The sequence below is a fragment of the Microcystis sp. 49638_E5 genome (assembly GCF_021300285.1).
Taxonomy (GTDB): domain Bacteria; phylum Cyanobacteriota; class Cyanobacteriia; order Cyanobacteriales; family Microcystaceae; genus Microcystis; species Microcystis aeruginosa_C.
On the sequence record NZ_JAJTDH010000005.1, the window covers coordinates 25,332 to 49,132 of the forward strand.

The 23,801-nt window shown below is 44.3% G+C and carries 26 protein-coding genes and 2 pseudogenes; 16 read left to right on the forward strand and 12 right to left on the reverse strand.

Features of this window, described 5'->3' with window-relative positions:
* Window positions 1-106 precede the first annotated feature (106 nt).
* The 4 genes from LW728_RS01995 to LW728_RS02010 are packed head-to-tail and all read right to left on the reverse strand — an operon-like array spanning window position 107 to window position 2,702.
* Window positions 107-394: a BrnA antitoxin family protein gene (locus tag LW728_RS01995; RefSeq protein WP_287664465.1), complete on the reverse strand. Its 288-nt coding sequence runs from the start codon at window positions 392-394 to the stop codon at window positions 107-109.
* Window positions 375-1,874 carry a CHAT domain-containing protein gene (locus LW728_RS02000; RefSeq protein ID WP_287764935.1) on the reverse strand — a complete coding sequence of 500 codons (1,500 nt, stop codon included), beginning with the start codon at window positions 1,872-1,874 and terminating at the stop codon, window positions 375-377. Before LW728_RS02000 ends, LW728_RS01995 begins: the two co-directional genes overlap by 20 nt.
* A 4-nt stretch (window positions 1,875-1,878) precedes the next feature.
* A complete protein-coding gene (locus tag LW728_RS02005; RefSeq protein ID WP_012267820.1) occupies window positions 1,879-2,103 on the reverse strand; it encodes an AbrB/MazE/SpoVT family DNA-binding domain-containing protein in 225 nt (74 codons plus the stop codon).
* Between the two features lie 23 nt (window positions 2,104-2,126).
* Window positions 2,127-2,702, reverse strand: a complete 576-nt coding sequence (locus LW728_RS02010) for a hypothetical protein (protein WP_287764938.1) — start codon at window positions 2,700-2,702, stop codon at window positions 2,127-2,129.
* Window positions 2,703-2,875: 173 nt separating this feature from the next.
* Between LW728_RS02010 and LW728_RS02015 the strand changes: the two genes are divergently transcribed.
* Window positions 2,876-3,139: a hypothetical protein gene (locus LW728_RS02015; RefSeq protein WP_002771281.1), complete on the forward strand. Its 264-nt coding sequence runs from the start codon at window positions 2,876-2,878 to the stop codon at window positions 3,137-3,139.
* Complete coding sequence (locus LW728_RS02020; protein ID WP_061430929.1) at window positions 3,140-3,541, forward strand: type II toxin-antitoxin system VapC family toxin; 402 nt, start codon at window positions 3,140-3,142, stop codon at window positions 3,539-3,541.
* A 95-nt stretch (window positions 3,542-3,636) separates the two neighbouring features.
* On the opposite strand, the gene LW728_RS02025 is transcribed toward LW728_RS02020, so the two are convergent.
* The gene (locus LW728_RS02025) at window positions 3,637-4,029 is read right to left on the reverse strand and encodes a hypothetical protein (RefSeq protein ID WP_287664453.1); all 393 of its coding nucleotides are present in this window, start codon (window positions 4,027-4,029) and stop codon (window positions 3,637-3,639) included.
* Between the two features lie 11 nt (window positions 4,030-4,040).
* On the opposite strand from LW728_RS02025, the gene LW728_RS02030 reads away from it, so the two are divergent.
* The 4 genes from LW728_RS02030 (at window position 4,041) to LW728_RS02045 (ending at window position 7,323) form a co-directional block, all read left to right on the forward strand.
* Complete coding sequence (locus tag LW728_RS02030; RefSeq protein WP_287764940.1) at window positions 4,041-4,943, forward strand: hypothetical protein; 903 nt, start codon at window positions 4,041-4,043, stop codon at window positions 4,941-4,943.
* Window positions 4,944-5,031: 88 nt separating this feature from the next.
* Window positions 5,032-5,229, forward strand: coding sequence for a DUF751 family protein (locus LW728_RS02035; protein WP_002737592.1), 198 nt, complete (start codon window positions 5,032-5,034; stop codon window positions 5,227-5,229).
* Window positions 5,230-5,270: 41 nt separating this feature from the next.
* Complete coding sequence (gene rbfA, locus LW728_RS02040) at window positions 5,271-5,663, forward strand: 30S ribosome-binding factor RbfA (protein ID WP_002751761.1); 393 nt, start codon at window positions 5,271-5,273, stop codon at window positions 5,661-5,663.
* A gap of 79 nt (window positions 5,664-5,742) precedes the next feature.
* Window positions 5,743-7,323, forward strand: coding sequence for a glycoside hydrolase family 3 N-terminal domain-containing protein (locus tag LW728_RS02045; protein ID WP_287764942.1), 1,581 nt, complete (start codon window positions 5,743-5,745; stop codon window positions 7,321-7,323).
* Here LW728_RS02045 and LW728_RS02050 read toward each other — a convergent pair.
* Entirely contained in the window at window positions 7,320-8,519 is a 1,200-nt protein-coding gene (locus tag LW728_RS02050) for a lipid-A-disaccharide synthase-related protein (protein WP_287764945.1), read from the reverse strand. The two genes, LW728_RS02045 and LW728_RS02050, sit on opposite strands and share 4 nt — an antisense overlap.
* Window positions 8,520-8,858: 339 nt before the next feature.
* Between LW728_RS02050 and tsaE the strand changes: the two genes are divergently transcribed.
* Window positions 8,859-9,329, forward strand: coding sequence for a tRNA (adenosine(37)-N6)-threonylcarbamoyltransferase complex ATPase subunit type 1 TsaE (tsaE, locus tag LW728_RS02055; protein ID WP_287664441.1), 471 nt, complete (start codon window positions 8,859-8,861; stop codon window positions 9,327-9,329).
* Between the two features lie 227 nt (window positions 9,330-9,556).
* Here the strand turns inward: tsaE and LW728_RS02060 are convergent.
* Window positions 9,557-9,865: pseudogene (locus LW728_RS02060) on the reverse strand (transposase); the annotation flags it as partial.
* A 169-nt stretch (window positions 9,866-10,034) separates the two neighbouring features.
* On the reverse strand, window positions 10,035-11,942 hold the full coding sequence (gene mnmG / locus LW728_RS02065; RefSeq protein WP_004268797.1) for a tRNA uridine-5-carboxymethylaminomethyl(34) synthesis enzyme MnmG: 1,908 nt from the start codon (window positions 11,940-11,942) through the stop codon (window positions 10,035-10,037).
* Between the two features lie 232 nt (window positions 11,943-12,174).
* On the opposite strand from mnmG, the gene LW728_RS02070 reads away from it, so the two are divergent.
* Window positions 12,175-13,602: a cytochrome ubiquinol oxidase subunit I gene (locus LW728_RS02070; protein WP_024970726.1), complete on the forward strand. Its 1,428-nt coding sequence runs from the start codon at window positions 12,175-12,177 to the stop codon at window positions 13,600-13,602.
* Between the two features lie 8 nt (window positions 13,603-13,610).
* The gene (gene cydB / locus LW728_RS02075) at window positions 13,611-14,624 is read left to right on the forward strand and encodes a cytochrome d ubiquinol oxidase subunit II (protein ID WP_150976589.1); all 1,014 of its coding nucleotides are present in this window, start codon (window positions 13,611-13,613) and stop codon (window positions 14,622-14,624) included.
* 82 nt (window positions 14,625-14,706) lie between these two features.
* Here the strand turns inward: cydB and LW728_RS02080 are convergent, their stop codons facing one another.
* Window positions 14,707-15,201 carry a phosphoribosyltransferase gene (locus LW728_RS02080; protein ID WP_287764958.1) on the reverse strand — a complete coding sequence of 165 codons (495 nt, stop codon included), beginning with the start codon at window positions 15,199-15,201 and terminating at the stop codon, window positions 14,707-14,709.
* Window positions 15,202-15,223: 22 nt separating this feature from the next.
* The gene (locus LW728_RS02085; protein WP_002771307.1) at window positions 15,224-15,457 is read right to left on the reverse strand and encodes a hypothetical protein; all 234 of its coding nucleotides are present in this window, start codon (window positions 15,455-15,457) and stop codon (window positions 15,224-15,226) included.
* A gap of 715 nt (window positions 15,458-16,172) precedes the next feature.
* Here LW728_RS02085 and LW728_RS02090 point away from each other — a divergent pair.
* Window positions 16,173-16,364 carry a helix-turn-helix domain-containing protein gene (locus LW728_RS02090; RefSeq protein ID WP_002757988.1) on the forward strand — a complete coding sequence of 64 codons (192 nt, stop codon included), beginning with the start codon at window positions 16,173-16,175 and terminating at the stop codon, window positions 16,362-16,364.
* 38 nt (window positions 16,365-16,402) lie between these two features.
* On the opposite strand, the gene LW728_RS02095 is transcribed toward LW728_RS02090, so the two are convergent.
* Both LW728_RS02095 and LW728_RS02100 read right to left on the reverse strand, forming a co-directional pair.
* Entirely contained in the window at window positions 16,403-17,371 is a 969-nt protein-coding gene (locus tag LW728_RS02095; RefSeq protein ID WP_287764949.1) for a formylglycine-generating enzyme family protein, read from the reverse strand.
* A gap of 110 nt (window positions 17,372-17,481) precedes the next feature.
* On the reverse strand, window positions 17,482-20,130 hold the full coding sequence (locus LW728_RS02100) for a sulfatase-like hydrolase/transferase (RefSeq protein ID WP_287764951.1): 2,649 nt from the start codon (window positions 20,128-20,130) through the stop codon (window positions 17,482-17,484).
* A gap of 216 nt (window positions 20,131-20,346) precedes the next feature.
* On the opposite strand from LW728_RS02100, the gene LW728_RS02105 reads away from it, so the two are divergent.
* From LW728_RS02105 to LW728_RS02130, 6 genes and pseudogenes are all read left to right on the forward strand, one after another.
* Window positions 20,347-20,496 (forward strand): hypothetical protein, encoded by a 150-nt coding sequence (locus LW728_RS02105; RefSeq protein ID WP_002757993.1) that lies wholly within the window; start codon window positions 20,347-20,349, stop codon window positions 20,494-20,496.
* Window positions 20,497-20,659: 163 nt separating this feature from the next.
* Window positions 20,660-20,810 (forward strand): annotated as a pseudogene (locus LW728_RS02110) (transposase); the annotation flags it as partial.
* 109 nt (window positions 20,811-20,919) lie between these two features.
* Complete coding sequence (locus LW728_RS02115) at window positions 20,920-21,609, forward strand: lecithin retinol acyltransferase family protein (RefSeq protein WP_002736879.1); 690 nt, start codon at window positions 20,920-20,922, stop codon at window positions 21,607-21,609.
* A 90-nt stretch (window positions 21,610-21,699) separates the two neighbouring features.
* Window positions 21,700-21,936: a hypothetical protein gene (locus LW728_RS02120; protein ID WP_287764953.1), complete on the forward strand. Its 237-nt coding sequence runs from the start codon at window positions 21,700-21,702 to the stop codon at window positions 21,934-21,936.
* A gap of 82 nt (window positions 21,937-22,018) precedes the next feature.
* Window positions 22,019-23,182: a GuaB3 family IMP dehydrogenase-related protein gene (locus LW728_RS02125; protein WP_002747415.1), complete on the forward strand. Its 1,164-nt coding sequence runs from the start codon at window positions 22,019-22,021 to the stop codon at window positions 23,180-23,182.
* A gap of 190 nt (window positions 23,183-23,372) precedes the next feature.
* Complete coding sequence (locus tag LW728_RS02130; protein WP_002758759.1) at window positions 23,373-23,714, forward strand: DUF760 domain-containing protein; 342 nt, start codon at window positions 23,373-23,375, stop codon at window positions 23,712-23,714.
* The last annotated feature ends 87 nt before the right edge of the window (window positions 23,715-23,801 follow it).

Consider the following 23,801-nt stretch of genomic DNA (forward strand, 5'->3'; position numbering starts at 1 on the left):
AGCACCAACTAAAACCCTCTAAATCCACTGAAAAAGAAACCACAAAAGTCGGCTAAATTGCCTCTAAAAATACCATCAATGCCCCTTCAATCAATCTTGAGGGGGTTTATTTTTTTGCCCGTGTTTCCACATATTCTCGCAGGGCGCGATTAATACTGGTCTGATACCCCTCCTCTTGTGTGGCCTGGGTTTTGAACCAGTCTATCAGGTCAGCATCAAGGCTTAGGGTGATCTGCTGTTTAAGCGGACTATAAAATACACCACGCTGCGCCTTGCTCCAATCTCCCGTGGCCTCCGGGATCAGCTCTGTGCGGATAGGCTCTTGTGACGCAGCTAGAGCGTCAATTTCAGCCTGTATCTCTGGCGGTACTGGATTAGAATCTCCCTTCTTCATAATTAGCAGACCCAATCAAAATAAAGGGCGACCAAAAGAAAGGATGGCTTTTAATTTGACTAAGTTTGGCCTGTCGCATGGCTTCACTTTTACTCATGCCATTCTTGAGATTCTGATAAAATTGGGTCATAATTTCCGCACTGGTATTATCTTCAGCATTCCAAAGACTGGCTATTACTGATTTAGCGCCGGCTCTTTCTAAGACGTAAGCAAGTCCTGAAATTTCCTGACCGTCTGCGTTGGCTTCCTTGGCGGTTTGACAGGCACTCAGGGTGATTAATTCGGTATTTTTTAAGCCTAATAATGCAGCATCAGCGATGTTATATTGTTGATTATTTGCGAAAAGAATAGTATTAGCTTGCATACCCAAATTAGGACAGCCAGCGAGGTCAAAACAGCCGTGAGTTCCTAAGTGTAAAATCGAGAAGCGAAAGGCTTGTTTTTTGAATATATCTAGAGTTGCATTTGTACCGAGATATTTTTCACTTCCCGGAAAGATTTTGCTGATAGTTTCTGCTTCTATTTCTGTGCCTTTAAGTTCTTCTTGGGTGGGTTTAGGGTTAGCAAATGCTAGGCCTTGTAAGGGTTTTCTTTCGGTCGCGGGAGGGGTAGATGTGGAGATGCGAGTTAAATAATAAATTGGATATTTTTCTAGGAGAACTTGGTCATTTTTCTTATCGTAGAGGGTTTCAAAGGGAATATAGCGCAGTTGTCCGGTAGCGATGATGGCGATATTTTTCGGGGAACTGCTGGCAATTTGGGACTCGATGGGACGGATTAAAATCTCGTATAATTTACTACTGGTAACGAGGTAGTCGGCATTTTTATAGTCGGCTAATTGGGTACGGTATTGACTGACAAGTTGATTAAAATCATCGGCTTTTGCATCGCTTTGGATAACGATTAATTTTTCTCTAGTAACGAGAAATAGGGCGACTTTATCGCGGAGGGGAACGGGTTGAATAACGAGAGTATCAGGAGCGATATTTTTCTGGAGTTGGGCGATGTCGGTGGGTTTACTTTCAAAAAGTTCAGCAATTTCAGGATATTTATCTCCGATAGTTTCCGCATTTTTATACACTTTTTCCTCGAATTGTCGGATCTGTTGTGCCAGTTCTTCCGATAATTCTTCCTCTGAGAGCTTACCAACAGCAAGATCGATCCATATCTGGTATTTTTCTTGACTAGAAGCTTGAAGATCGTAGCCATTGAGCCTGAGAAAAGTCCTCGTCACCACATAGGCCGTTCTCTTATTCCCATCTACAAAAGGGTGATTCTTGACAATCCCATAAGCGTAGGCTGCTGCCAAAGAAGCCATGTCAGGAGGCGACTTAGAATAAGCCAGAAAATTTTGCGGTCGGGAAAGTGCGCTTTCTAGCAACCCCTCATCTCGAATACCCTCTAATCCACCATGCTCGGCTATTTGGCGGTGATGAATCGCGAGAGCTACCCCATCAGCTATCCAGATTAGCTGGTTCATGAGCCTAAGTTGCCAGCTTTCTCAAAACATTCCAGTCTTCGCGCATCACTTCCTCCGCCACTTCCATTTGCTGGACGAATTCGGGGTCGTAGGGTGTAAGCTCAAAGCCATTCGGCGTTTCCAAGACGTAGAGCATATCGCCTTTACTAAGGCGCAGCTTCTCCACCAACTCTTTCGGGAAAATCACCCCCATAGAGTTCCCTACCGTTGTGACTTTTAACTTAATCATCGTTTTTTGACTGAGTAAATATGTCAATTATAGCACCTCCCATATTGGTAAGTAGCTACACAACGGTTTACTTGAATCTCAATTTTGTCCGAGGGGTTAAATTTAATTTCCTCGACAACGTAGGAACTGTTACGCAATACATCCGATATTATACCTATTTGTCGAGGGTTTAGCGAGGTTAAAGTTACTTCCGCTTTTCCTTCATTAACATCAACAATTTTGAAGTTCTGTAGGGGTTCATGCCAGCGTCCTCTATTCTGTTGTTGTTCGTCATTTAATAATTCTTCTACTGCACTAATGACAAGAGATTGGGATTCTCTGATAATAACCTTGCCTTGAAACTCTATCTGTTTGATCTCTTTCATTGCCACTTCTTTTGTTTTTGATTCTCTCCCTAAAGCGATCGTTTTTGCTTGGGAATCGAACTTGATTAATCTCCCAGATAGAGAAGTGCCATTTTTTAAAGATACTTTTGTATTATCCGGTATGAATACGGGGATTACGGGAGATCTATCGCCGGTGGCTGGTAGATGATAGCCAGCAAGAGAGGCGATCAAAACTAGGCTAGTTGCGGTTATTATTGGGTAGAGTTTTTTCATCTTTACCTTGCCTGAATGATCGGGATTGGGTTGGTTCTGTTTTCGATCTTGGATGCGGTGGGTTAGGAGTAACAGTAACCCAACCTAGGGTTTTTTCTAGAGGGTTTTTTCCATATTTTAGCGTCGGGATTGTCAAAGGGGAAGCGTTTTATCTTCTCTTTATGTTAAAACTTATGAAGGTACTCCTTTATGCGGTAAGCGATAGAAATATGACTCTACAAGAGCTAATGCGGTGGGCGGAAAAATTATCCGCAATCGAGAAACGGCAACTGATCGAAAAAATTACCGCAGAAATGGCATCGGAATCGGCAGAAGTTAATCAACCCCGTCCCTCTTTATGGGGTATATGCGCCGATTTAGGACAGGCTCCCTCGGCTGAAGATATCGATAAAACCCGACGAGAAGCGTGGGGAGATTTTACGGCAGAGGATCTTTAAGTGTTAAAAGCAGTTTTAGATACTCATGCAGTTATCTGGTATCTTTACGCAGATCAACGATTATCCAATTTGGCTCGACAAACCATCGAACAAATTGGCAATAGTGGAGATACGGTTGCGGTTTCCTCGATTACTCTGGCTGAAATTGTCTATCTTGGTGAAAAAGGCCGGATTTCCGCTCAAACAATAGAGCGATTGTTAATGGAACTGGACAGGGAAAATTCTATTTTGATAGAAATCCCGCTCGCTCGCAATATTGTGGTTACTATGGGAGGAATCGAGCGCTCGGATGTTCCCGATTTACCCGATCGAATTATTGCGGCAACCGCCCTATATTTAAACGTTCCCTTAATTAGCCGAGATCGAAAAATTCAATTATCAACGGTTAATACGATCTGGTAGCAACGAACTAATCAAATTTCTATTCCCCGAATATAATTGGATGCGGTGGGTTAGGAGTAACAGTAACCCAACCTGCGGTTTTTGTCAATATATTTTTACTTTCCGAAACCTTTGTTCGGGCGGTTTTGTTTGGCAATACGGAGGGCTTTTCCGGTTTTGCCATCCTGTAGTGCAATCCGCATCGATCGCTTTTTCTGGTAGGATTGAATATCCGCCGCTAACGGATGATCGTTATCGATCCGTAGATGGGTTAAAGAACAGACAAGAATCGTTTGTTTTCCCGATTCGTTTTTTAGGGAACAAATAATTCCCCCCTCGTCTCCCGTGTAGAAAATTTTATCGATCGAAAACTGGTGATCGGGTTTGTATCGCTCGCCTTTTGTTTCAGCTATTTTTAACGTTTCGGGAGTTGCACGCACGGGGATCGGTAAACTTGCTTCCATTTTCTCAATTAAAAAACGAACTTGTCGGGGATCGTCGATGGACATGGTTATTCTCCTTGATAAAATACAAAGAACTGGCGATAGAACCCGATCGATCGAGTAGGATAGCGATCGAAAACGCCAATCAGGGACATTTTGCCGTGAGCGCTCCGAATTCTCCCCCTCCCGGAACACAGATACTAGGAACCTTCGCCAGTCTTCTCGGTTTGCTGGGGATTTTTCTCTATTTTACGGGATGGATTTATCGGTGGGCCTATTTCGGCTGGTTTAGCCTTGAGATCAACCGTCTGGACTTGCCCTTGCGTTCCTTCCTTTTCGTGCCGATACAGGTCTTCTGTGGCGATTTCGGGGCGTTGCTGCGAACTTTACTGGCGCTGGTTGCCGTTGCCTTCGCGATTCAATTTACTCTCTGGATTTTGTCTCCCCTGCCATCCTATTCAATTGTCAGTCAATCTAAACGGAAATTTCATCAAAAATTTCAGTTCCTAGGTTTATTAGTCCGGGGAATTCCCGAAGCTCTCCGAAAAGATTTGATCGCTGTTATTTGGCTATTAATTATTCTTTTTTGGTTAGCCCGAATTCAGGGATCGATCGATGCCCGTCGCGATGCAGTTAATGATAGTTCTACCTTACCAGTTATCACTTTAGTTTTACCGGAAAAACAGATAGCGATCGGTCGGAATCAGGAGGATGTTTTTACCGATCCTTCTCTCAAAGGTTATCGAATTATCGGTGAGACCAAATTACTCGAAGAGCTGCGGGGAAAAGAAACGAATGATAGCAAAGTTAATCCCCCGCGAGTTTGGCGGTTATTAATCCAAAATAACAATTGGACTTATGTTTTTCGCGGGTTATCCCCTCAGTCGGCAGAAAATGAACGTCCGGCGATTCTAGCCATTCGCGAGGATAAGGAGGGACAATTGATGATTCTCGCGCCAGATGTCCCACAATCCCAGTGAAACTCAATCGGGGAAATTATCGAATTACCCTTGAACATTGAAGCTTACTGCTATAATTACTTACGGACAAAGATAATAAATAAAATTTATGGGCGACTTTTTTGATAACGTGAGCCGTTACCCCCGCTATCTGATTAGCTTTAGTTTAGGGATTTTCTTCGCCTTTTTCGGCTGGTTAGCCCCTTTATTAAAAAATCCCCTCACAGCGATCGCACTTGTGGGCTTTCTGGGGGGAACTTTCGCCTTTCTTTATTTCACCCTCAAAGCCATGCTCGGATTAGCTTGATACAATGGTAAGGGTTTCGCTGTTTTTAGGGGACGAAAATTATGGCTAACGACCGTCGAGTATCTCGCGTGTCCTCGCTAATTAAGCGCGAGGTCAGCCAAATGTTATTAATGGAAATTAAAGATGATCGCGTCGGTGCCGGTATGGTTAGCGTTACCGATGTAGATCTCTCCCACGACCTACAACACGCTAGGATTTTTGTGTCTATCTACGGCAACAAAGATGCAAAGGCCGAAACTATGGCCGGTTTAAAAGCGGCCGCGGGATTCGTCCGGCGTGAACTTGGTCAACGCATCCGTCTCAGACGTACCCCCGAAGTGGTCTTCCTAGAAGATTCTTCCCTCGAACGCGGCGATCGAATGTTACACCTTCTTGATCATATTAAAAGCGATCGACCCCCAGAAGATGACGATTCCGCTATCAGTGACCAGTGAACAGTGATCAGTAGAGGATAACTAAATTTAGGCAAAACTGGCAACTTAAAACTTAAACCTGATAACTGATAACTGAATAGTGAGCGATCGCATTTTATCCCTAAAAGAACGTATTGGTCAGATGATAGTAGTCCGCGCTTCCGGCTATCTCTTTGACCAACAAATCCGCTATCCTGCTTGGGAACCCGTCAACGCCACCCTGAAACATTGGTTAGAAACCCTCCACCTCGGTGGGGTGATTCTCTTAGGAGGTAGCGCCGCCGAAATCGCTTTCCGTAGCCAACAATTACAAAGTTGGTCCGGCGATAATCCTCTCCTCATCGCCGCCGATATCGAGGAGGGGGTCGGCCAAAGGTTTTCCGGCGCTACTTGGTTTCCCCCCCCGATGGCTTTAGGAAAAATAGCCGAAAAAAGCTTGACAAAAGCCACAGAATATGCTAAGGAAATGGGAGCAATTACCGCTAAGGAGGCCCTAGCGATCGGGATTAACTGGATTTTAGCCCCAATTGTCGATGTGAACAATAATCCCGACAATCCGGTTATTAATATTCGTTCCTTCGCTGAAACTCCCGAAATCGTCGCTAATCTAGCTCAAGCTTTTATTTTAGGGGCCGATTCCTATCCAGTTTTGACCACGGCCAAACATTTTCCCGGCCACGGTGACACCAGCAATGACTCCCATCTCGATCTTCCCATCATCAACCACGATCATCATCGCCTAGAAGCGATCGAATTGCCGCCCTTTCAAGCAGCGATCGAGTCAGGGGTTGATAGTATTATGTCAGGCCATCTGTTAATTCCCGCTTGGGATGCCGAATTTCCCGCCACTCTTTCCTCGAAAATTCTCGGGGAAAAACTGCGCCAAAATCTCGGTTTTCAGGGTTTAATCGTGACTGATGCCCTGATTATGGGAGGAGTAACCAAAATTGCCAGCGCTGCCGCCATAGCAGTGAGGGCGGTACAGGCGGGGGCCGATATACTGTTAATGCCTCCCGATCCGATCGAAGCGATCGAAGCGGTGTATAGTGCCGTGCAAGCGGGTACAATTAGCGAAGCGAGAATTAATGATTCTTGGCAACGTATTCAACGAGCAAAGGAAAAATTAGGGCAAAGACAGCCATCCTTAGAATCCTTAAGCAGTTTAGCGGCACCGCAAGCTCTAGAGATTGTCAGCGATATTTTAAAAGATTCCCAAACAGTTAGCGGTAATTTACCGATTAAAGCCACTCAAGGCCGCAATTTAATCATTATTGATGATTTACTCAACTGTGACTTTCTCGATCGCTCTTGTCCGGCGGTGACAATGCCCCGACAATGGGGTTATCAAACCCGAATAATCGACCGTAGCACCTTTAATCAGTCCCTCGTCTCCCCAGAAACGACTCTCCTACAAGTATTTATCCGTGGTAATCCTTTTCGGGGTAGTGCTGGATTAGGGGAGGAAACAAAAGCTATCTATCAAGCTTTGCTGAAAACTGGACAGATTCAAGCATTGATTGTTTATGGTAGTCCCTACGTTTTCCAGTGGTTTCGTCAACAAAGCGGAGAAATTCCCTATCTTTTCAGCTACGGACAACAACCAAGCGCCCAAAAAATCGCCCTAGAAACTATTTTTGAGGGGCCCACTAGCGGCGAAAATCAGACCGATACTTTCGTTTAAGGGCAAAAATTGCCTAGTAACCATTGGGCAATGCGATCGGAGGCCCCGGCTGCCCCCATTCTCTGACGACCATTAAAGGCGATTTCTTGCCACTTTGGGGGATTTTGTAATAAATATTCTAACTTGTCCGCCACCGACTCGGCACTATCGCCCAAGAGAATTGAACAGCCTAATAAACGCTGTTGCAGTGTGGCAAAATGAGCAGTAAACTGTGGTCCAGATCCCGCAATTGTGATCGCCGGTTTACCCAAACCGACGAACTGTTCCGTGGCAGTTCCCGCCATGGCGATCGCTAAATGGCAACGGCCTAAATATTCGGCGTAATCCCTTTGAGAAATAGTTATAAATACCTCTTGACAAATAAACTTATTTGTGCTATGTTCTCCCCAACCCTGGGAAGTTAAAGCAGCCGTAAAAGATTCTAGGGGGAGAGAAGGAGCGATCGCTGCCAAAAATTCCAGCTTATAATCGGGAAAACGGCCGATAATGGCGGCCACAGCCTCGATAATTTTCTGCCAATTGTGGAGAGATTCGGGAAAGCGCGAACCGGGTAGCAGCAGAATAGTTAGGCAATCTTGGGGAAAATCGCCCGTTATCGAGGGTAAAAGGTCATCCATCATCGGATTACCCCCATCGACAACGAGAATTGACCACTGTTGTAAAATTTTGCTAGTTAAACTATCCCGGGGAAAAACCCCCCGACAGCGAGGATGAGCCATTAACCAGCGTTCCCAGGGATAATAATAGGAACCCCAGAGGCGATCGATCATCGAGCTACTATCTAACCATCCCTGCTCATCCCGGAGATAGTATTCTGATTTAGCCGTTCCCACAAAAGCATAATCTGTCTCGCTCAACCAAGCAAGGGCAAGGGGTAAGATATCTCCCACCGCGACAATTTTTCCCTTTTCTTGGCCCCAATTTCTGACCAGACGGTATTGACGGGAGGTTAATCCTAATAATCCCTCCCGCAGATCTCGCCATAATTGTTTGGCATCCCTGGTGATAAAACCCCCAGAGGGCATTTTTTGACCTCGATCGAGAAGGGGAATCCCCAGACGAGTATAAGCATAACCGTTACCCACGAGGGGTAAAGCAGTAATACCGGGACAGTGGGGAGATGATTGCAGTCTTTTGATAATCCGGATCGCGATCTCGTCTTCACCGTGGCCATTACTCAAAAATAATAATTTCACTGTTCCCCTTAACTTCTGGCTTAAAGTCCTAAACTTCGGTTGTTTTATTCCCTTCGACCCTAGACAATGCTGATGGTTAGGGAACAATCAATTTTATAAAAGCAGTTAACCAACTCCCATTTAGTCTAATCTACCGGAAGGTTTCGCCGATCGCCTATCTCTGTCCTGATAACGACCATTTGACCAAAGGTAAGACTAAGACATAAGGGATTAGTTTAACTGCTTCTATTTTTCTCGATCATAAAGACCAAATTTGGCCCCCCAGAGCCAAGGATGTCAGAAACCTGCTCTGATCGCTATATTAAAATCAGTGGTTAATGGGCATCCTAACGGGAAAAAATGATTATCGACTTACCCGATCGAGAAGCTACTGTCAATTTAGGCGAAAAACTGGGGCAAACCTTGGCCTCTGGCAGTGTAATTTTATTAAAAGGCGATTTGGGAGCGGGAAAAACCACCTTAGTACAGGGAATTGGCCTAGGATTGGGCATTCAAGAGCCTATAGCTAGTCCTACCTTCACCCTCGTTAACGAGTATAGCGAAGGCCGCCTTCCTTTGTATCATTTGGATTTGTATCGTTTGCAGGATCAAGATATCGAGGCGCTGTACCTAGAAAATTATTGGCAGGGAATCGAGGTAGATTTAGGGATAGTGGCGATCGAATGGTCAGAACGTTTAACTTTTTTGCCGGAAAATTATCTAGAGATTACTTTACTCGATCGAGGTGAGCAGGGACGACGAGCGCTGCTCAATTTTGTCGGTGGGGACGAAAAAAATAGGGACCCCACAGGAATCGCTATCAGCACTTGACTCTTTAAGCAATCAAACTTTAGCGCTAACTTTCCCCATCTAAGGTTAAAACATTTTACTTTCAGGTTATCTCCGATCAAATCGGATTAAACTACTTAAGTAGGTAGGCGTTAAAAGTTGTCAGACACCCCCCTTATTAAGGGGGGATTAAAGGCAAAATCCATTTTTAATTTAATTATAACCAGCTACTTAGGGTTTGCGGCAAAAAATCAGATAGGAAAAAAAAGTTATGATGCTAAGGGCAAATTCTGTTTCTTTAATGATAAGTGATTCTGTTGATAATTATCAATTAAAATCAAGATAACTGATAGAAAAGACCGAAAACAGTAACTTTTCTGATTTCGGACAAAAAGAAACAGTAAAACCTGCCGTAGCAGGGTAGAAAGATTAACCACTAAAAGGGGAATGGCGATAGAAGTTTCTGACGTTTCTGAAAGTTTAGTCATCACTCTATCGAGTCCAAAACGTCTTTTAGCTTGTCCAAATTTGCCCTCAATACGATTGCGAAACTTTTCATCTAACTGAGCTTGTTTTTTTATACCATTTCTCTAAATGAAAACTACACATCGAATTTAAGTCCCCCTTTTTAAGGGGGATTTAGGGGGATTAAACTTCTGTAGTCAGACTTTGGAGAATTGGTATTAGTTCAGCACTTCGATTCTTCGGTGGTCTTCCCAATAGTAATCCACTAATCAGGATTATTTCCTAACTTTTAACTGCCGACATCTGCCGCATTTCTAGATACACTAATAAAGCGTTAATATCGGCGGGATTGACTCCGCCAATTCGCGAGGCTTGGCCGATGGTGGCGGGTTTAATTTTTGTTAATTTTTCCCGCGATTCCATTGACAAAGTTTCGATTTTCATGTAGTCAATATCGGGGGATAAATGACGGTTACTGTGGCGACTAATTTGGTCAATTTGATTTTGTTGTCGTTTCAAATAACCGGAATATTTAATCTCAATTTCTACCCCTTCTCTTTCGGCTAAATTTATATCAGGATTACCTAAACCATAACGATCAAGATCGAGATAATGCAAGCTAGGACGACGCAGTAAATCCGCTAAAGAGAGAGAACCTTTGATTTTTTGTTCCGTATCCTTAACGATGGCAATTGCCACCTCATCCCGTTCTTTAATTCTCGTTTCGTGTAGGCGTTCTTTTTCAGCGATAATATTAGCCTGTTTAGTTTGGAATAATTGCCAACGCCGGTCATCAATTAAGCCAATTTCTCGCCCTAAAGGTGTTAATCTTTGATCGGCATTATCCGATCGCAATACTAAGCGATATTCGGAACGACTGGTTAACATTCGATAGGGTTCCCGCAGATCCTTAGTACATAAATCATCGACCAAAGTTCCTAGATAACTTTCCTCCCGGGGAAAAACAATTAACTCTTTTCCTAAAGCAAACCGCGCCGCATTAATCCCCGCCACCAGTCCCTGGGCTGCCGCTTCTTCATAACCGGTTGTCCCGTTAATTTGTCCCGCACAAAATAACCCCTCAATCTTCTTCGTCATCAGGGTTGGATAACACTGAGTTGCTGGTAAATAATCATATTCCACTGCATAGGCAGCACGCAACATCACACAGTTTTCTAAACCGGGTAAAGTCCGCAGCATTGCTAATTGAACATTTTCCGGCAGTCCCGTTGAAAAGCCTTGGATATAAAGTTCGGGAATATCGCGCCCTTCCGGTTCAATAAAAATTTGATGACTTTCTTTATCGGCAAAACGGACGATTTTATCCTCAATACTAGGACAATAACGCGGCCCTTTCGAGTCAATAAAACCGCCATAAATGGGGGATAAATGTAAATTATCTCTGATTAATTGATGAGTTGCCGCCGTGGTGCGGGTGAGATGACAGTTCATTTGTTCCCGTTCGATCCACACCTCCGGATCAAAACTAAACCAACGCACCTCGTCATCGGGCGGTTGCGGTTCCATGCGGGAGTAATCCACCGAACGCTTATCCACACGGGCAGGAGTGCCAGTTTTTAGGCGACCAGTCTCGAATCCGAGACGATTTAGGGTTTCGGTTAAACCCACCGCCGCAAATTCGCCCGCCCGTCCGGCGGCCATAGACTTGCCGCCAATCCAGATTTTACCGCCTAAAAAAGTGCCAGTGGTTAAAATCACGGCTTTAGCGGCGAAACAAGTGCCGAAATAGGTTTCTACCCCTAAAACTTGCTCATTTGCCCCTAAAATCAGGTCTGTGGCCATGGCTTCCCGAATAACCAGATTGGCTTGGGTTTCGACGATACCTTTCATCACCGCCGCGTATTCCCGTTTATCGGTTTGGGCGCGTAGGGCCCAGACTGCCGGTCCGCGAGAGGCATTAAGAACCCGTTTTTGCAGATAGGTGCGGTCGGCCATTTTGCCAATTTCGCCGCCTAAAGCGTCCACTTCGTGGGTTAATTGGGATTTAGCCGGACCACCGACGGCGGGGTTACAGGGTTGCCAAGCGATTTTATCGAGATTAAGGGTGAGGAGAAGGGTACGACAACCGAGACGGGCGCAAGCTAGGGCCGCTTCACAGCCGGAATGGCCCGCCCCGACGACGATGACATCAAATTCATCTTGAAAGTCTGCGGCTGAGGAGAAAGTCATACTCGATCGAGGGGAAAATTAATTAATCAGGCTAATATTCTAGCAATTTTTCTGAGTTTCCCCTCAAATATAATACAAGATTACTAACTATGTCATTGAATACCATCAAAGCGATCGCATAAATCTAAAAACAATCTATATAATTCCTATTTACCCTTGCCTTTTCAGGGCATTACTGGCTAAGTATTATAGGTGCTTATGATATCTTCACGATCGTTTAAAGATTGTAATCATGGATTTACTTGCCAATCCCGTCGCTTTGTCGCGGATACAATTTGCCGTCACCGCTATTTTCCATATGCTTTGGCCGGTGTTAACCACTGGTATGGGCATTTATCTAGTCATTGTCGAAGGATTATGGCTAAAAACCCGCAATCCTGACTACTATCATCACGCTCGCTTCTGGGCAAAACTCTACATTCTCAATTTCGGCATTGGAGTTGCTTCTGGTTTACCCATGGCCTTCCAGTTTGGCATGAATTGGGCGCCTTTTTCGGAAGCGGTGGGGGACTTTTTCGGAACTATCCTCGGTTTCGAGGGAACCATGGCCTTTATGCTAGAGGCTAGTTTTCTAGGAATTATGTTGTTTGGTTGGGGACGAGTTCCCCCTTTAATTCACTTCCTAGCGACAATTCTCGTCGCTTTCGGGGCTAATCTTTCCACTTTCTGGATTTTAACCGCTAATTCTTGGCTGCAAACCCCCGCCGGTGGCATCTTCGTGGATGGTAAATTTATCGTTCAGGATTACCTACAAGCGATTCTCAATCCCTTCATGGTTAATAGTTTCCTGCATATGTTTTTCGCTACTCTGGAAACTTCTCTTTTCGTCATTGGTGGGATTAGTGCTTGGTATTTGCTCAATAAACGTCACATTAGCTTTTTTAGTCGTTCTCTCAAAATTATTCTTACTCTAGCGATTGTTATTGCTCCCTTGCAAATTTTTGTCGGTCATCTTAGTGCCGAACAAGTGTATCACTATCAACCGGCTAAATTAGCCGCCATGGAAGCGCAATGGGAAACTATTCCTGCGGGAGAAACTGCCGGTTGGAGTTTGGTTGCTTTACCCAAGGATAAAGCGGAGACAAATAGCTGGGAAGTGAAAATTCCTAATGCTTTGGGTTATCTTTTGGAGTTAAAACCCAAGTTATCGGAACCTGTTCTCGGCTTAAAAACGTGGAAATACGAAGACAGACCGCACATGGTGGGGCTAATCTATTATTCCTTCCGGATTATGGTCGCTATCGGTCTTTTTCTTGCTTCTTTAATGACTGTAACTGTCGGGCAATGGCTGTGCGGTCAACTGAGTAACGAAAAAATCGACAGTCAAAAATGGTTACTGCGCGCTTGGGTTTTTGCGGCCCCTCTGGGTTATCTTGCGGTTGAAACCGGTTGGATTGTCCGTTGTGTCGGTCGTCAACCCTGGACGGTTTACAATCAAATCCGGACAGTGGATGCTGCTTCTAAACTGCCCGCAGGCGAGATTTTAACCTCTTTAATCGGAATTACGGCGATTTATGTCGTTTTCTTGGTTTCTGCTCTCTATTTCGGTAGTCTTATTATCCGTCAGGGACCAAATCTTAACTTACCACTGCCGGGGACTCAACAGGAAAAAGTGACCTCACCAGAACTAAATCCTCGTTCCCTAGAAGCGCAACAATAGGAGGAACTATGGAACCGTTACAGTATTTTTTGCCACAAATTTGGTTTTTTATTCTGGGTTTATTCCTGTTTCTCTACGTCCTTCTCGATGGTTTTGACTTGGGGGTGGGAATTCTTTCCCTGACTTCCTCCTCCGAGAAGCGTCGCAGTATTTTAATGACCAGTTTGGGCAATGTTTGGGATGCTAACGAAACTTGGATTGTTTTGATGGGTGGTTCCCTGTTTGGGGCGTTTCCCCTAGCTTACGGGACAATTTTAAACGCTTTATACCTGCCTGCTGTGATTATGGTGGTGGGGCTATTATTTCGGGCTGTTTCCTTCGAGTTTCGTGAACATTCTCGCCAGAAATTGTTCTGGAATTATGCCTTCGGACTCGGCAGTTTTTTGGCCGCTTTGGGGCAAGGATTCGCCCTCGGTGCGGTTTTTGAGGGCATTAAAGTGGATGAATTGGGTCATTTTGCCGGCGGCCCCTTTGATTGGTTAACATGGCGATCGATTCTAGTGTCTCTAACTTTAATCCAAGCTTATGTTTTAGTGGGTTCCACTTACCTAATTCTGAAAACTACGGGTAATTTACAGGAAGTTCACTATAAAACGGCAAAAATTGCCGCTATTACCACTTTTATCGGTGCTGTCTTTATCACCATCAGTACGCCGCTGCTTTCTGACCATATCCGTCAGCGTTTATTTGACCCTCGACTAATTTACATCTTTATCCTCATCCCGATTTTAGCTGTGCTGTTACTGGGTTTATTATTGCGGAGTTTGCAACTAAAGGAAGAAAACACCCCCATGGTCTGGACAGTATTGCTGTTTATGCTCTCTTTTCTCGGTTTGGGATTGTTGATTTTCCCCGATATTATTCCCCCGTCAGTGACAATTTATCAAGCGGCGGCCGCCCCTAGTTCTTTGGTGTTTATGCTGACTTTTGTGGGTTTTTTAATCCCAATTTTACTAGCCTATACAGTTTATAATTACATCGTTTTTCGGGGCAAAATTACTGCTGAATCCTACGGAGAATAGATGGCGTTGCCGATTTCAGATATGAATCTTCTTTGGTGGTATTTTTAAGGGGAAACTCTCTACCGCTGATGCTAAACTGAATTTATTCTAGGAGGTCTTTGGGTGTAATTAACTCGTAACGCTCGAAGGGTTGATGAATCCAAGGATTATCGGGGTAATATTCCACATAATAGTCAGGTTTGATTCTTGATGCCGCTTTGTACCAGATCACCGCAGTTTTGATATTGGTAATCCCGTATTTTTCCCGTAACAAAATCGAGGTTTTTTGGAGAGTGATTCCCGAATCGACTAAATCATCCACTAATAACAAGGGACTCTTTAATTTGGGTTCGATCATGGCTAAATTCGAGGAAATAGTTAATTCTCCCCGAATTTGATGATTTTCCCCCCCGTAGGAAGCAGCGTAGAGAATGGCTAGGGGTTGACGAAAAAGACGACAGAGAATGTCACCGACGCGCAATCCTCCCTTAGCTAAACAGACAATCTGAGCAAATTGCCAACCAGAATGATCGATTTTTACTGCTAATTTTTCGATCAGACGATGGTATTCATCCCAAGAAACATAGACATCGGCCATATTTTCCATTCCCGATTGAGAATTACTTATTTTCGGCAGGTCGATCACTACTCCAGGCCCACCAAACTCGATCGCATTGACAATGATAGAATTCCTGCCATTTACGACGGGAATCTTCTCCTAAAACGGGTGCGCGGCGATTGATCCAAACGGCCTGAGCTTCTTTAGCTTTTGCCCCACAGTAAGGACAACAAAAATTGTAGGCGTGAACGGCATTCTCTGTCCAGTCAGGGGGAAAGGGACTAAAAGCATCCATAATCTCTGGGTTAAGGGGGTTAACAGTCAAAAAGGGGCTTGAATCGCTGGTGTTTAGGCTATAGTTCTCAATTTCTACCTCGATAATTTTTACAGCGTTTCCCATAGAGATGAAGTGTAACCTAATTTGGTATTGATGACCGACTCCACCAGAGGAAAACTTTGTACCTCACTATTAAGATAAATGCTATAATAGGTTTTGACAAGCTGTAAATCTTCAAATATGGAAAGAAGTTATACAAAAGTTGCTTTTATAGATAGGAACATAAATTAAATATACCCTAATAAGGGTGAATAAGCCAGGCTTATAATTTTACCAAAACTAATGAAATAGCTTCTCAAACCACTCCCCAAAAATGATTATTTTACATAAGTACATTTACCTTGATGTGCTGCTGGGTAGGTTTTGTGCTGGCTAAAAGTATCGTTGGCATGAGACACCTAAGTGCGCTCGTGAAAATGCAAGGAATTAATGTCAATTATAATCGCCAAAGTTTAAATAAAATTTTGAAAAAAGGCACGTTAGAAACGCGCCTCAAAAATTATTAATTAAACTTCAGTTAAGAGATCTAAATTTAGACTATTAGCAGCCTAAACGACGTTTGTAGCCTTCAAAATCTTCACGCATTTTCTTATAGGCCAGATCTCGTTCTTGGGGCGACATATAAGCACGATCGCTTAGAGTGCTTGGCTGCGTCATATAAGCTAGAGTAGAAATGTCTCCTCAAAATTATTTTAAAAAGCTTCGTCTTAACGCCTTACATCAATCCATTACCCAAAACCCCGAACTAACGTTAATTTATCAAATTGCCGAAGAATTAGGTTTTTTTGAGCGAGGACATCTTGCCTCTGATTATAAACAACTGTTTGGTTATTTTCCCTCTGAAACTTTTAAAAATAGAACATAATGAGCCATCTTAATTGTCATTGTGAGCGGTAATAAATTCTAATCAGGACAAAAAATTGTGCGAAAACCGATATGATTGGTAGAAGTGTCGATATCTTCGGGATGGCGAGCGGCGGGACGGTAACGAGCGCAGTAGTTAGGGGCGCAGAGGAAAGAGCCTCCTTTGAGGACTTTACGGGGTTTTCGCATTGAGGGATGAAGTTTGAGGTTATAACTATCTTCTTCGGTTCCGCCTAGGGGATTTTTCGGGGTACAACAGGCTTTAGTCGGGTTTTTGGGATGTTGTTCCTGATACCAATCTTGTGTCCATTCCCAGACATTACCTATCATGTCATAAAGTCCATAACCATTGGGGGGATAGCTTTCTACTGCTTCTGGACCGGGTGCATGAGGTTTGAGATTTTGCCAAGGAAATTGTCCTTGCCAAGTATTAGCCATGACTTTACCATTAGGCATAAATTCATCACCCCAAGCAAATTCTGCCCCCTCTAAACCCCCTCGTGCAGCAAATTCCCATTGTGCTTCAGTTGGGAGTTCTTTTCCTGCCCATTTTGCATAGGCAAGGGCATCTTCATAGACAATATGTACTACAGGGTGGTTTTCTCGATTTTTAATCGAACTATCGGGACCTTCAGGATGTCGCCAATTTGCCCCCGGCATATATTGCCACCAGCAGACAGTACGAGGATCAACGGGACGATCTGGTTTCACAAAAACGGCAGATCCGGGAACTAATATTTCAGGATCAGCATTAGGATAATCTTCTGCTTTCGGTGGTTTTTCAGCAAAGGTAATATATCCTGTTTCTTTGACAAATTTTCTAAATTGTTTATTAGTGACCAAATATTTATCCATCCAAAAGCCGCTAACGGTTACGGTGTGGACGGGTCCTTCTTCAGGATATTTACGACTGTTTGACCCCATTTCAAATGTTCCCCCCGGAATCCAGATCAGATCTTTATGGGGAGGTTTACCTGGAGCAGATGAGGGGTTTTGAGATATTTGCATACTCAAGATATAGCCTTTATTTTATCAAGGGTTAGAGTGGGTAGGGGCAATGCAGAAATTACCCCTACAGCTTTGAAAGCAAATCGGGTCTATGCTACAGACTAAGCAGATTAGTCACGCCACAACATCCCTATTAATTCTGTCTCAGGATCGATCGCGCCCGCACCCGCGTCATTTTTAATCGTGACAATGACTTTTTTCAGCTTCGCACCTTCAAACTCGAAAAACTCGAACTCATGTTCGTAGTCTGATGATACAGGCTGTCCGGGATCTCGACCAATATTAAATCCCACCCCAAACTTACCCGGTTGAGTCAGGAATTGATCAGTATATTCTGGGAAAGCTTCCTCAATCGTGGCATTTTGATTAATACCATTGATATAGAGTTGTACCTCTCCTATGGTACTACCACCAAACTTGCTATCCGGTTGTTGATTGGGCTTCTTGTTAAATACAACTTTGAGTGTATTTTCCTCGTCGGCAAGATTAGAGATAGAGAGTGGACAAGTGATCTTCTGTTGCTGTTGTCCTAACCAGTTATAGACATAACAGAGTTTGCCCTCGTAGATATAGAAACTATATCCACCAAAACTTCCTCCATGAGCTATCATTACCCCTTTAGGAGTCTCACCCGTGGAGAAATCAACAATGGCTTCGATTTCGTAAGAACGACCTCGGGTATTCGGAGCAACGGCTTCGGGAATTTCTGATCCCCCTGGATAATAGGTGTAACTGAAGGTAGCATCCTTTGGGTCATCTTGAGCAAATGCTGGGGGACGTAATTGGGGACGATCTCCACCCATAGCCGAGCGATCATCAATAGGCATACCTTTGTATAACCCTGCTTGCACGAACCACATATACTTCATCTGTTCGAGTTTATCGGCATATTTCGGGTCATTAGCTAAGTTACGAGATTGAGTCGGATCGGGAGTTAATTCCAGATCCCCATCCATACAGTACAATTCCCAGATATCCTTCTCAAAATTACCCCAATTAGAAGGTGCAGGAGCATGGACAGTACAAACGTGCCAACCTTTATACCAGACTCCCCTTGTTCCTAACATGGAATAGAACTGAGTTTCTCGCACTTTTTTGGGTTTTCCATTGGCATCCTTGGGTTTTTGCTTGTCAGAGAGTCTGTAAGCAAATTGATACTCAGGTTGAGCATATTCGGGAGCGAAAGTATAGGCGAAGCTAATTCCCTCAATGGGATTTTGGGTGTAACCTTTAACCACTTCTGGGGGTTCTACACCACACATTTCGTAAAGGGTAGGTACTAAGTCAACCGCGTGAATGTACTGTTTGCGAATCCCCGTATCTGCCATTCGTGACTTCTTAATACCCGGTCCACACATCATAAAGGGAGTTGCAGCACCACCTTCATAACCTGACCAACGTTTCCAGTATTTGAAAGGCGTATCAAAGCCCCAAGCCCATCCTGTAGGATAGTGATTATAGGTTTTCAGTGTGCCTAAATCTTGGAGAAGGGCAAAGTTCTTGTCAAAATCATCGGGAATACCGTTAAAGAACAGGTTTTCATTCACTGAACCATTAGGCCCACCTTCTGCACTAGCACCATTATCAGCTACAGCAACAATGATGGTGTTATCCATTTGACCCGTTTCTTCGAGAAAATCGAGCAAACGACCGATTTGTTCATCGGTATAGGTGGAGAATGCCGCATAAATCTCGGCCATACGGATAAATAATGCCTTTTCTTCGGGACTTAATCCTTCCCAAGGTTTTACCCAATCAGTTTGAGGCCACGTCTTACCATCAGGAACTCCTTGGATCTTAGTGTGGTCAGGGTTATGTTGTGCAAGCTCACCTTCACCATGAGGATTAATCACCGAGGGTTCTGTTACCTCATCCCCAAAGATGCCTAATTCTTTCATTTTGGCAAGGACTTCTGTGCGATAGACTTCATAGCCATCTTTAAAGATACTTGTCTCGACAAAGGATAAATCTTCTGGATTATCGGGATCTCCCAGGCTCGTGTTATAATCATAATCTAGGATCTTCTGAGGCCAGATTTGATGGGGTGCATGGTTGGCACCGGGACAGAAGTACATCAGCCAAGGTTTATCTGGAGCGATCGCCTTTTGATCTTGGATAAAGGCAACTGCCTTATCTACCAGGTCTTTCGATAGATGATAACCGTTCTCTGTATCCCCCATATTGGGACCATAAGGAGGTTCAATCAGATGGTTATCATAGACCAGATCTGGATACCATTGATCGGTTTCTCCGCCTAAAAAGCCATAATAGCGTTCAAAACCACGACCTAAAGGCCAATGCCGCTTCGTGGATGCCATATTTGCCTCTTCTTCTGGCACTAAGTGCCATTTACCAAGGGCGAAGGTACTCCAGCCACGCTCACTCAATACGGCTGGAATCATGGCATTTTCAAAGGGAATGCGACCATTATTACCAGGGAAACCCGCTGTCACCTCTTCGATACAAGACATCCCGTTACTGGTAGCATTGCGTCCATTTAATAGGGATGAACGAGTGGGAGAACAAAGAGCGGTAGTGTGAAAGTTGGTATAAATTAAGCCTTTTTGAGCAATACGAGCTAAATTGGGCATTTTAATTTTGCCACCAAACATTTCCCAGGCACCAAATCCCGTATCGTCAATGACTATGTAAAGAATATTCGGTGAATTTGCGGGTGCTTTCGGTTCGGCGTAGGGTTCCCAATCGGGTACGGAATCACGAATATCGAGGGCGATTGTCCCGTTGAATTGTTTAGCCATAGAGTCTCCGTAAGAGGCTTGTCACAGGTGTCTGATTCGCTCGTCTGAGAGCGGCCCATTTCAAGTTTGAAGCATACCAGTACCTGACTGACTAGATGCAGAAACGTTGAATCCTGTCATAAAACTTTACCTTGACGGTTCTTCGTTACTTGTTATGGTTCGATAGGGGGGCATAAATCGACTAAATCTTTATCTGGCAAAAGATTTAATTGAACGGTGGCGGCGAATTCAGTGGCGGTGAAACAAAGCAGTTTATTGATGAGTGTGGGGTATGGCTATTTTTTATTTCATGAAAAAAATATCAAACAAAGACTATTTGGTTGTATTATTATACTAGCTGGTGTTTCTCTGTTAAGCATTCTTTAGTAAAATAAGAAAAGGCTCTTCTGGATCAAGGATGATAATCAAAAATTATGGCGAAAGGCTGGCTAAAAAGCGGCAGCGCATATTTTCAAAATCAGGAATCGCGCCTCTAGGAGGGTTAGTGATTCTCCTTCTCCGCTGCCCCACCAGAGTCCTTCCACAGAGTCAACGGTTAGATAATTACTGTGAAAATTATACAACCAATGGATTAACTGAGGGCATGAATACAAAAATAAAGCCTATTAAAAGAATAAGTTATGAATTAAAGCAATCTTGAACATTTTCGACTTAAGCTGTTTGCTGGCTTTAATTCATAACAAAAAGTAAAACACGAAAACCAGAATACCCAAATCTGAATGGCTTATTAATAACTGGAAAAACTGACTCAATAGACAATCTCCTTGTTTACTTTATCACTAAAAAAATATGGCTAAAGGGGATCAAATATACGCCTATCGGGAATTGCTCAATCTTCAGGGTGTTTATGCTCATCATGGCATCGATTGCGGTGATGGTAGCGTCATTCATTACCGAAAACCGAGCGAGATTGTGGAACGAACTTCCCTAGAAACCTTTGCTAGGGGCGGTAAAATCTATGTGGTGCGCCATGTAGAGGTGGGATTTTCCTTTATCCCCGATGTGGTGGTAGAAAGGGCGCTAAGTCGTCTGGGGGAGCAGAAATATAATCTTCTTTTTAACAACTGCGAACATTTTGCCACTTGGTGTAAGACCGGTATTAGCAAAAGTCAACAGATAGAAGAATTTATCCCGATTATTACCCATTTACAAGCGGTGGGACTCTACGAACCTCTGAAAAAATCCCTCATCGGAGCCGACCCCAACAATGCCCAAACCCTATTAAAAGGGGCTTTAAGCAATCTTAAGGTGAGTTGGGATGAAATTCAACCCCAGTACAAAAAAGCCATTCAAGAAGCAGAAACATGGAATCGAGTAGCGATCGAAGCTTTAAGCAGAAATCGCGATGATTTAGCCCGGGAAGCCCTGAAACGCAAGGTAGAAGCCAAAAAACAGGCAAAACGCCATCAGGAACAATTGGATCAAATAGCGGCCATGACCGAAAATGTTCTTAAAAGTCTGGTGATTGCTAACGGTTAGTCTGGATGTCAGTAAACGGTTCAGTATCTAACCCTCTGCCAATTGCCTCGGTTGATTCCTATTCAAATCAGGTAATTTTAGTCGCTCGCTATGGAAATCTGGATTATTTTACGTTTTTCAATCGCCGCTGCCATTATCGCTTTAGTTTGCTGGTCTTTAGCCAGTGCCGTGCGCGATAGTTGGCAAGTTGCGCGACGGATGCACTCCATCCCTTGCTCCCACTGCCGCTACTTTACCAACGATTATCGCCTCAAATGTAGTGTACAACCCAGGAGCGCCAACACCGAACAAGCGATCAACTGTGGCGATTATTTTCCCGATGCCTAGTTTGCCATAATACCGAAAAGCTTTTCGAGATGGTGCGAAATTTGCTAGTCTAGGCTAAATAGGTCTGAAATAGTATAGAAACGTGGATACAATTATTGGTCGGGGCAAAACAGCCCGTAGAGCTTACGGTATCGATGAAATCGCACTTGTACCCGGAGTGCGAACCCTCGATCCTAGTTTAGCCGATACCCGTTGGTCTCTCGGCAATATCGAGCGGGAAATCCCGATTATCGCCAGCGCTATGGATGGGGTGGTGGATACTAAAATGGCCGTCCTTCTCTCCGAGTTGGGGGCGCTAGGGGTACTAAACCTCGAAGGTATTCAAACCCGTTACGAGGATCCTAACCCGATTCTTGATCGCATTACCGCAGTCGGCAAAGCAGAATTCGTCGGTTTAATGCAGGAACTCTACGCAGAACCGATTAAACCGCAACTAATCGAGCTTCGTATCCAAGAAATTCAAGAAAAAGGCGGTATTGCGGCAGTTAGCCTCACCCCTGCCGGTGCCGTCAAATACGGTGCTATCGTTGCCCAAGCAGCGGCCGATATTCTCTTTGTCCAAGCAACGGTTGTTTCCACTGCCCATTTATCCCCGGAAGCTATCACCCCCCTCGATTTAGTACAACTGTGTCAAGAAATGCCCATTCCCGTGGTTTTGGGTAACTGCGTCACCTACGAAGTCGCCCTTAACCTGATGAAAACTGGGGCAGCCGGGGTTTTGGTCGGTATCGGTCCAGGGGCTGCCTGTACTTCTCGCGGCGTTTTAGGAGTGGGAGTTCCCCAGGCCACTGCTGTGGCCGATTGTGCCGCTGCTAGGGACGATTTTTTCCGAGAAACCGGTAAATACGTCCCCGTTATTGCCGATGGCGGCATTATTACCGGCGGTGATATCTGCAAATGTATCGCCTGTGGCGCCGATGCGGTGATGATTGGTTCTCCCATTGCCCGGTCCGTGGAGGCCCCCGGCCGCGGTTTTCACTGGGGTATGGCCACACCTAGTCCGGTTCTACCCCGGGGAACCCGAATTAGTGTGGGCAGTACCGGAACTATTGCCGAAATCCTCGTCGGACCGGCAAAATTAGATGATGGTACTCATAACCTCCTAGGGGCGCTGAAAACCAGTATGGGAACTTTAGGTGCTAAGAACTTAAAGGAAATGCAACAGGTGGAAGTGGTGATTGCCCCCTCGCTGCTGACGGAGGGTAAAGTCTATCAAAAGGCCCAGCATTTAGGTATGGGTAAATAAAAGTTATCAGTGAACAGTGATCGGTTATCATCAGTGTTAAGTTTTTTATTTTTGCTGGAGATGGGTTTTTTGCTTGGTATAACCATTCCGTTCAGGTTCGGTTCTACCGACTCCCACTATCTCAAAAAACTGTTAAATTGGAAGAACCAAAAGGATAGTTTATAAAAAAATTGAGTTCAGGAGATCAAAGGTGTATAGAGAAAACGATCGCCCTCACAATTTATTCGGTACCGATAGTGAATTTTCTGAGAGTTTGTGGCAGTATGTCCAGACCTTAAGTCCCGAAACAATCGCCCAACTCTCGAAACCAGAATCCCAAGAGGTTTTCCAAGTGATGGAACGCAACATTATCGGACTTTTGGGCAACCTTCCTTCCGAACATTTCGGTGTCACTATCAGTACCAGTCGCGAACATCTGGGCCGGTTATTGGCCTCGGCAATGATGAGTGGTTACTTTCTCCGCAATGCTGAACAGAGAATGAATTTTGAAAGATCCCTCGCTACTCTCCAGAGCGGTTCTAGCGATTTTTGAAGTTGAGCGGTAGTTAGGTTAGTTGGAAAGGGAAAAAGAAGCAATCGGTAATCAGCTATCAGTTGTCCATTTTTAGTTGTCTTTTAT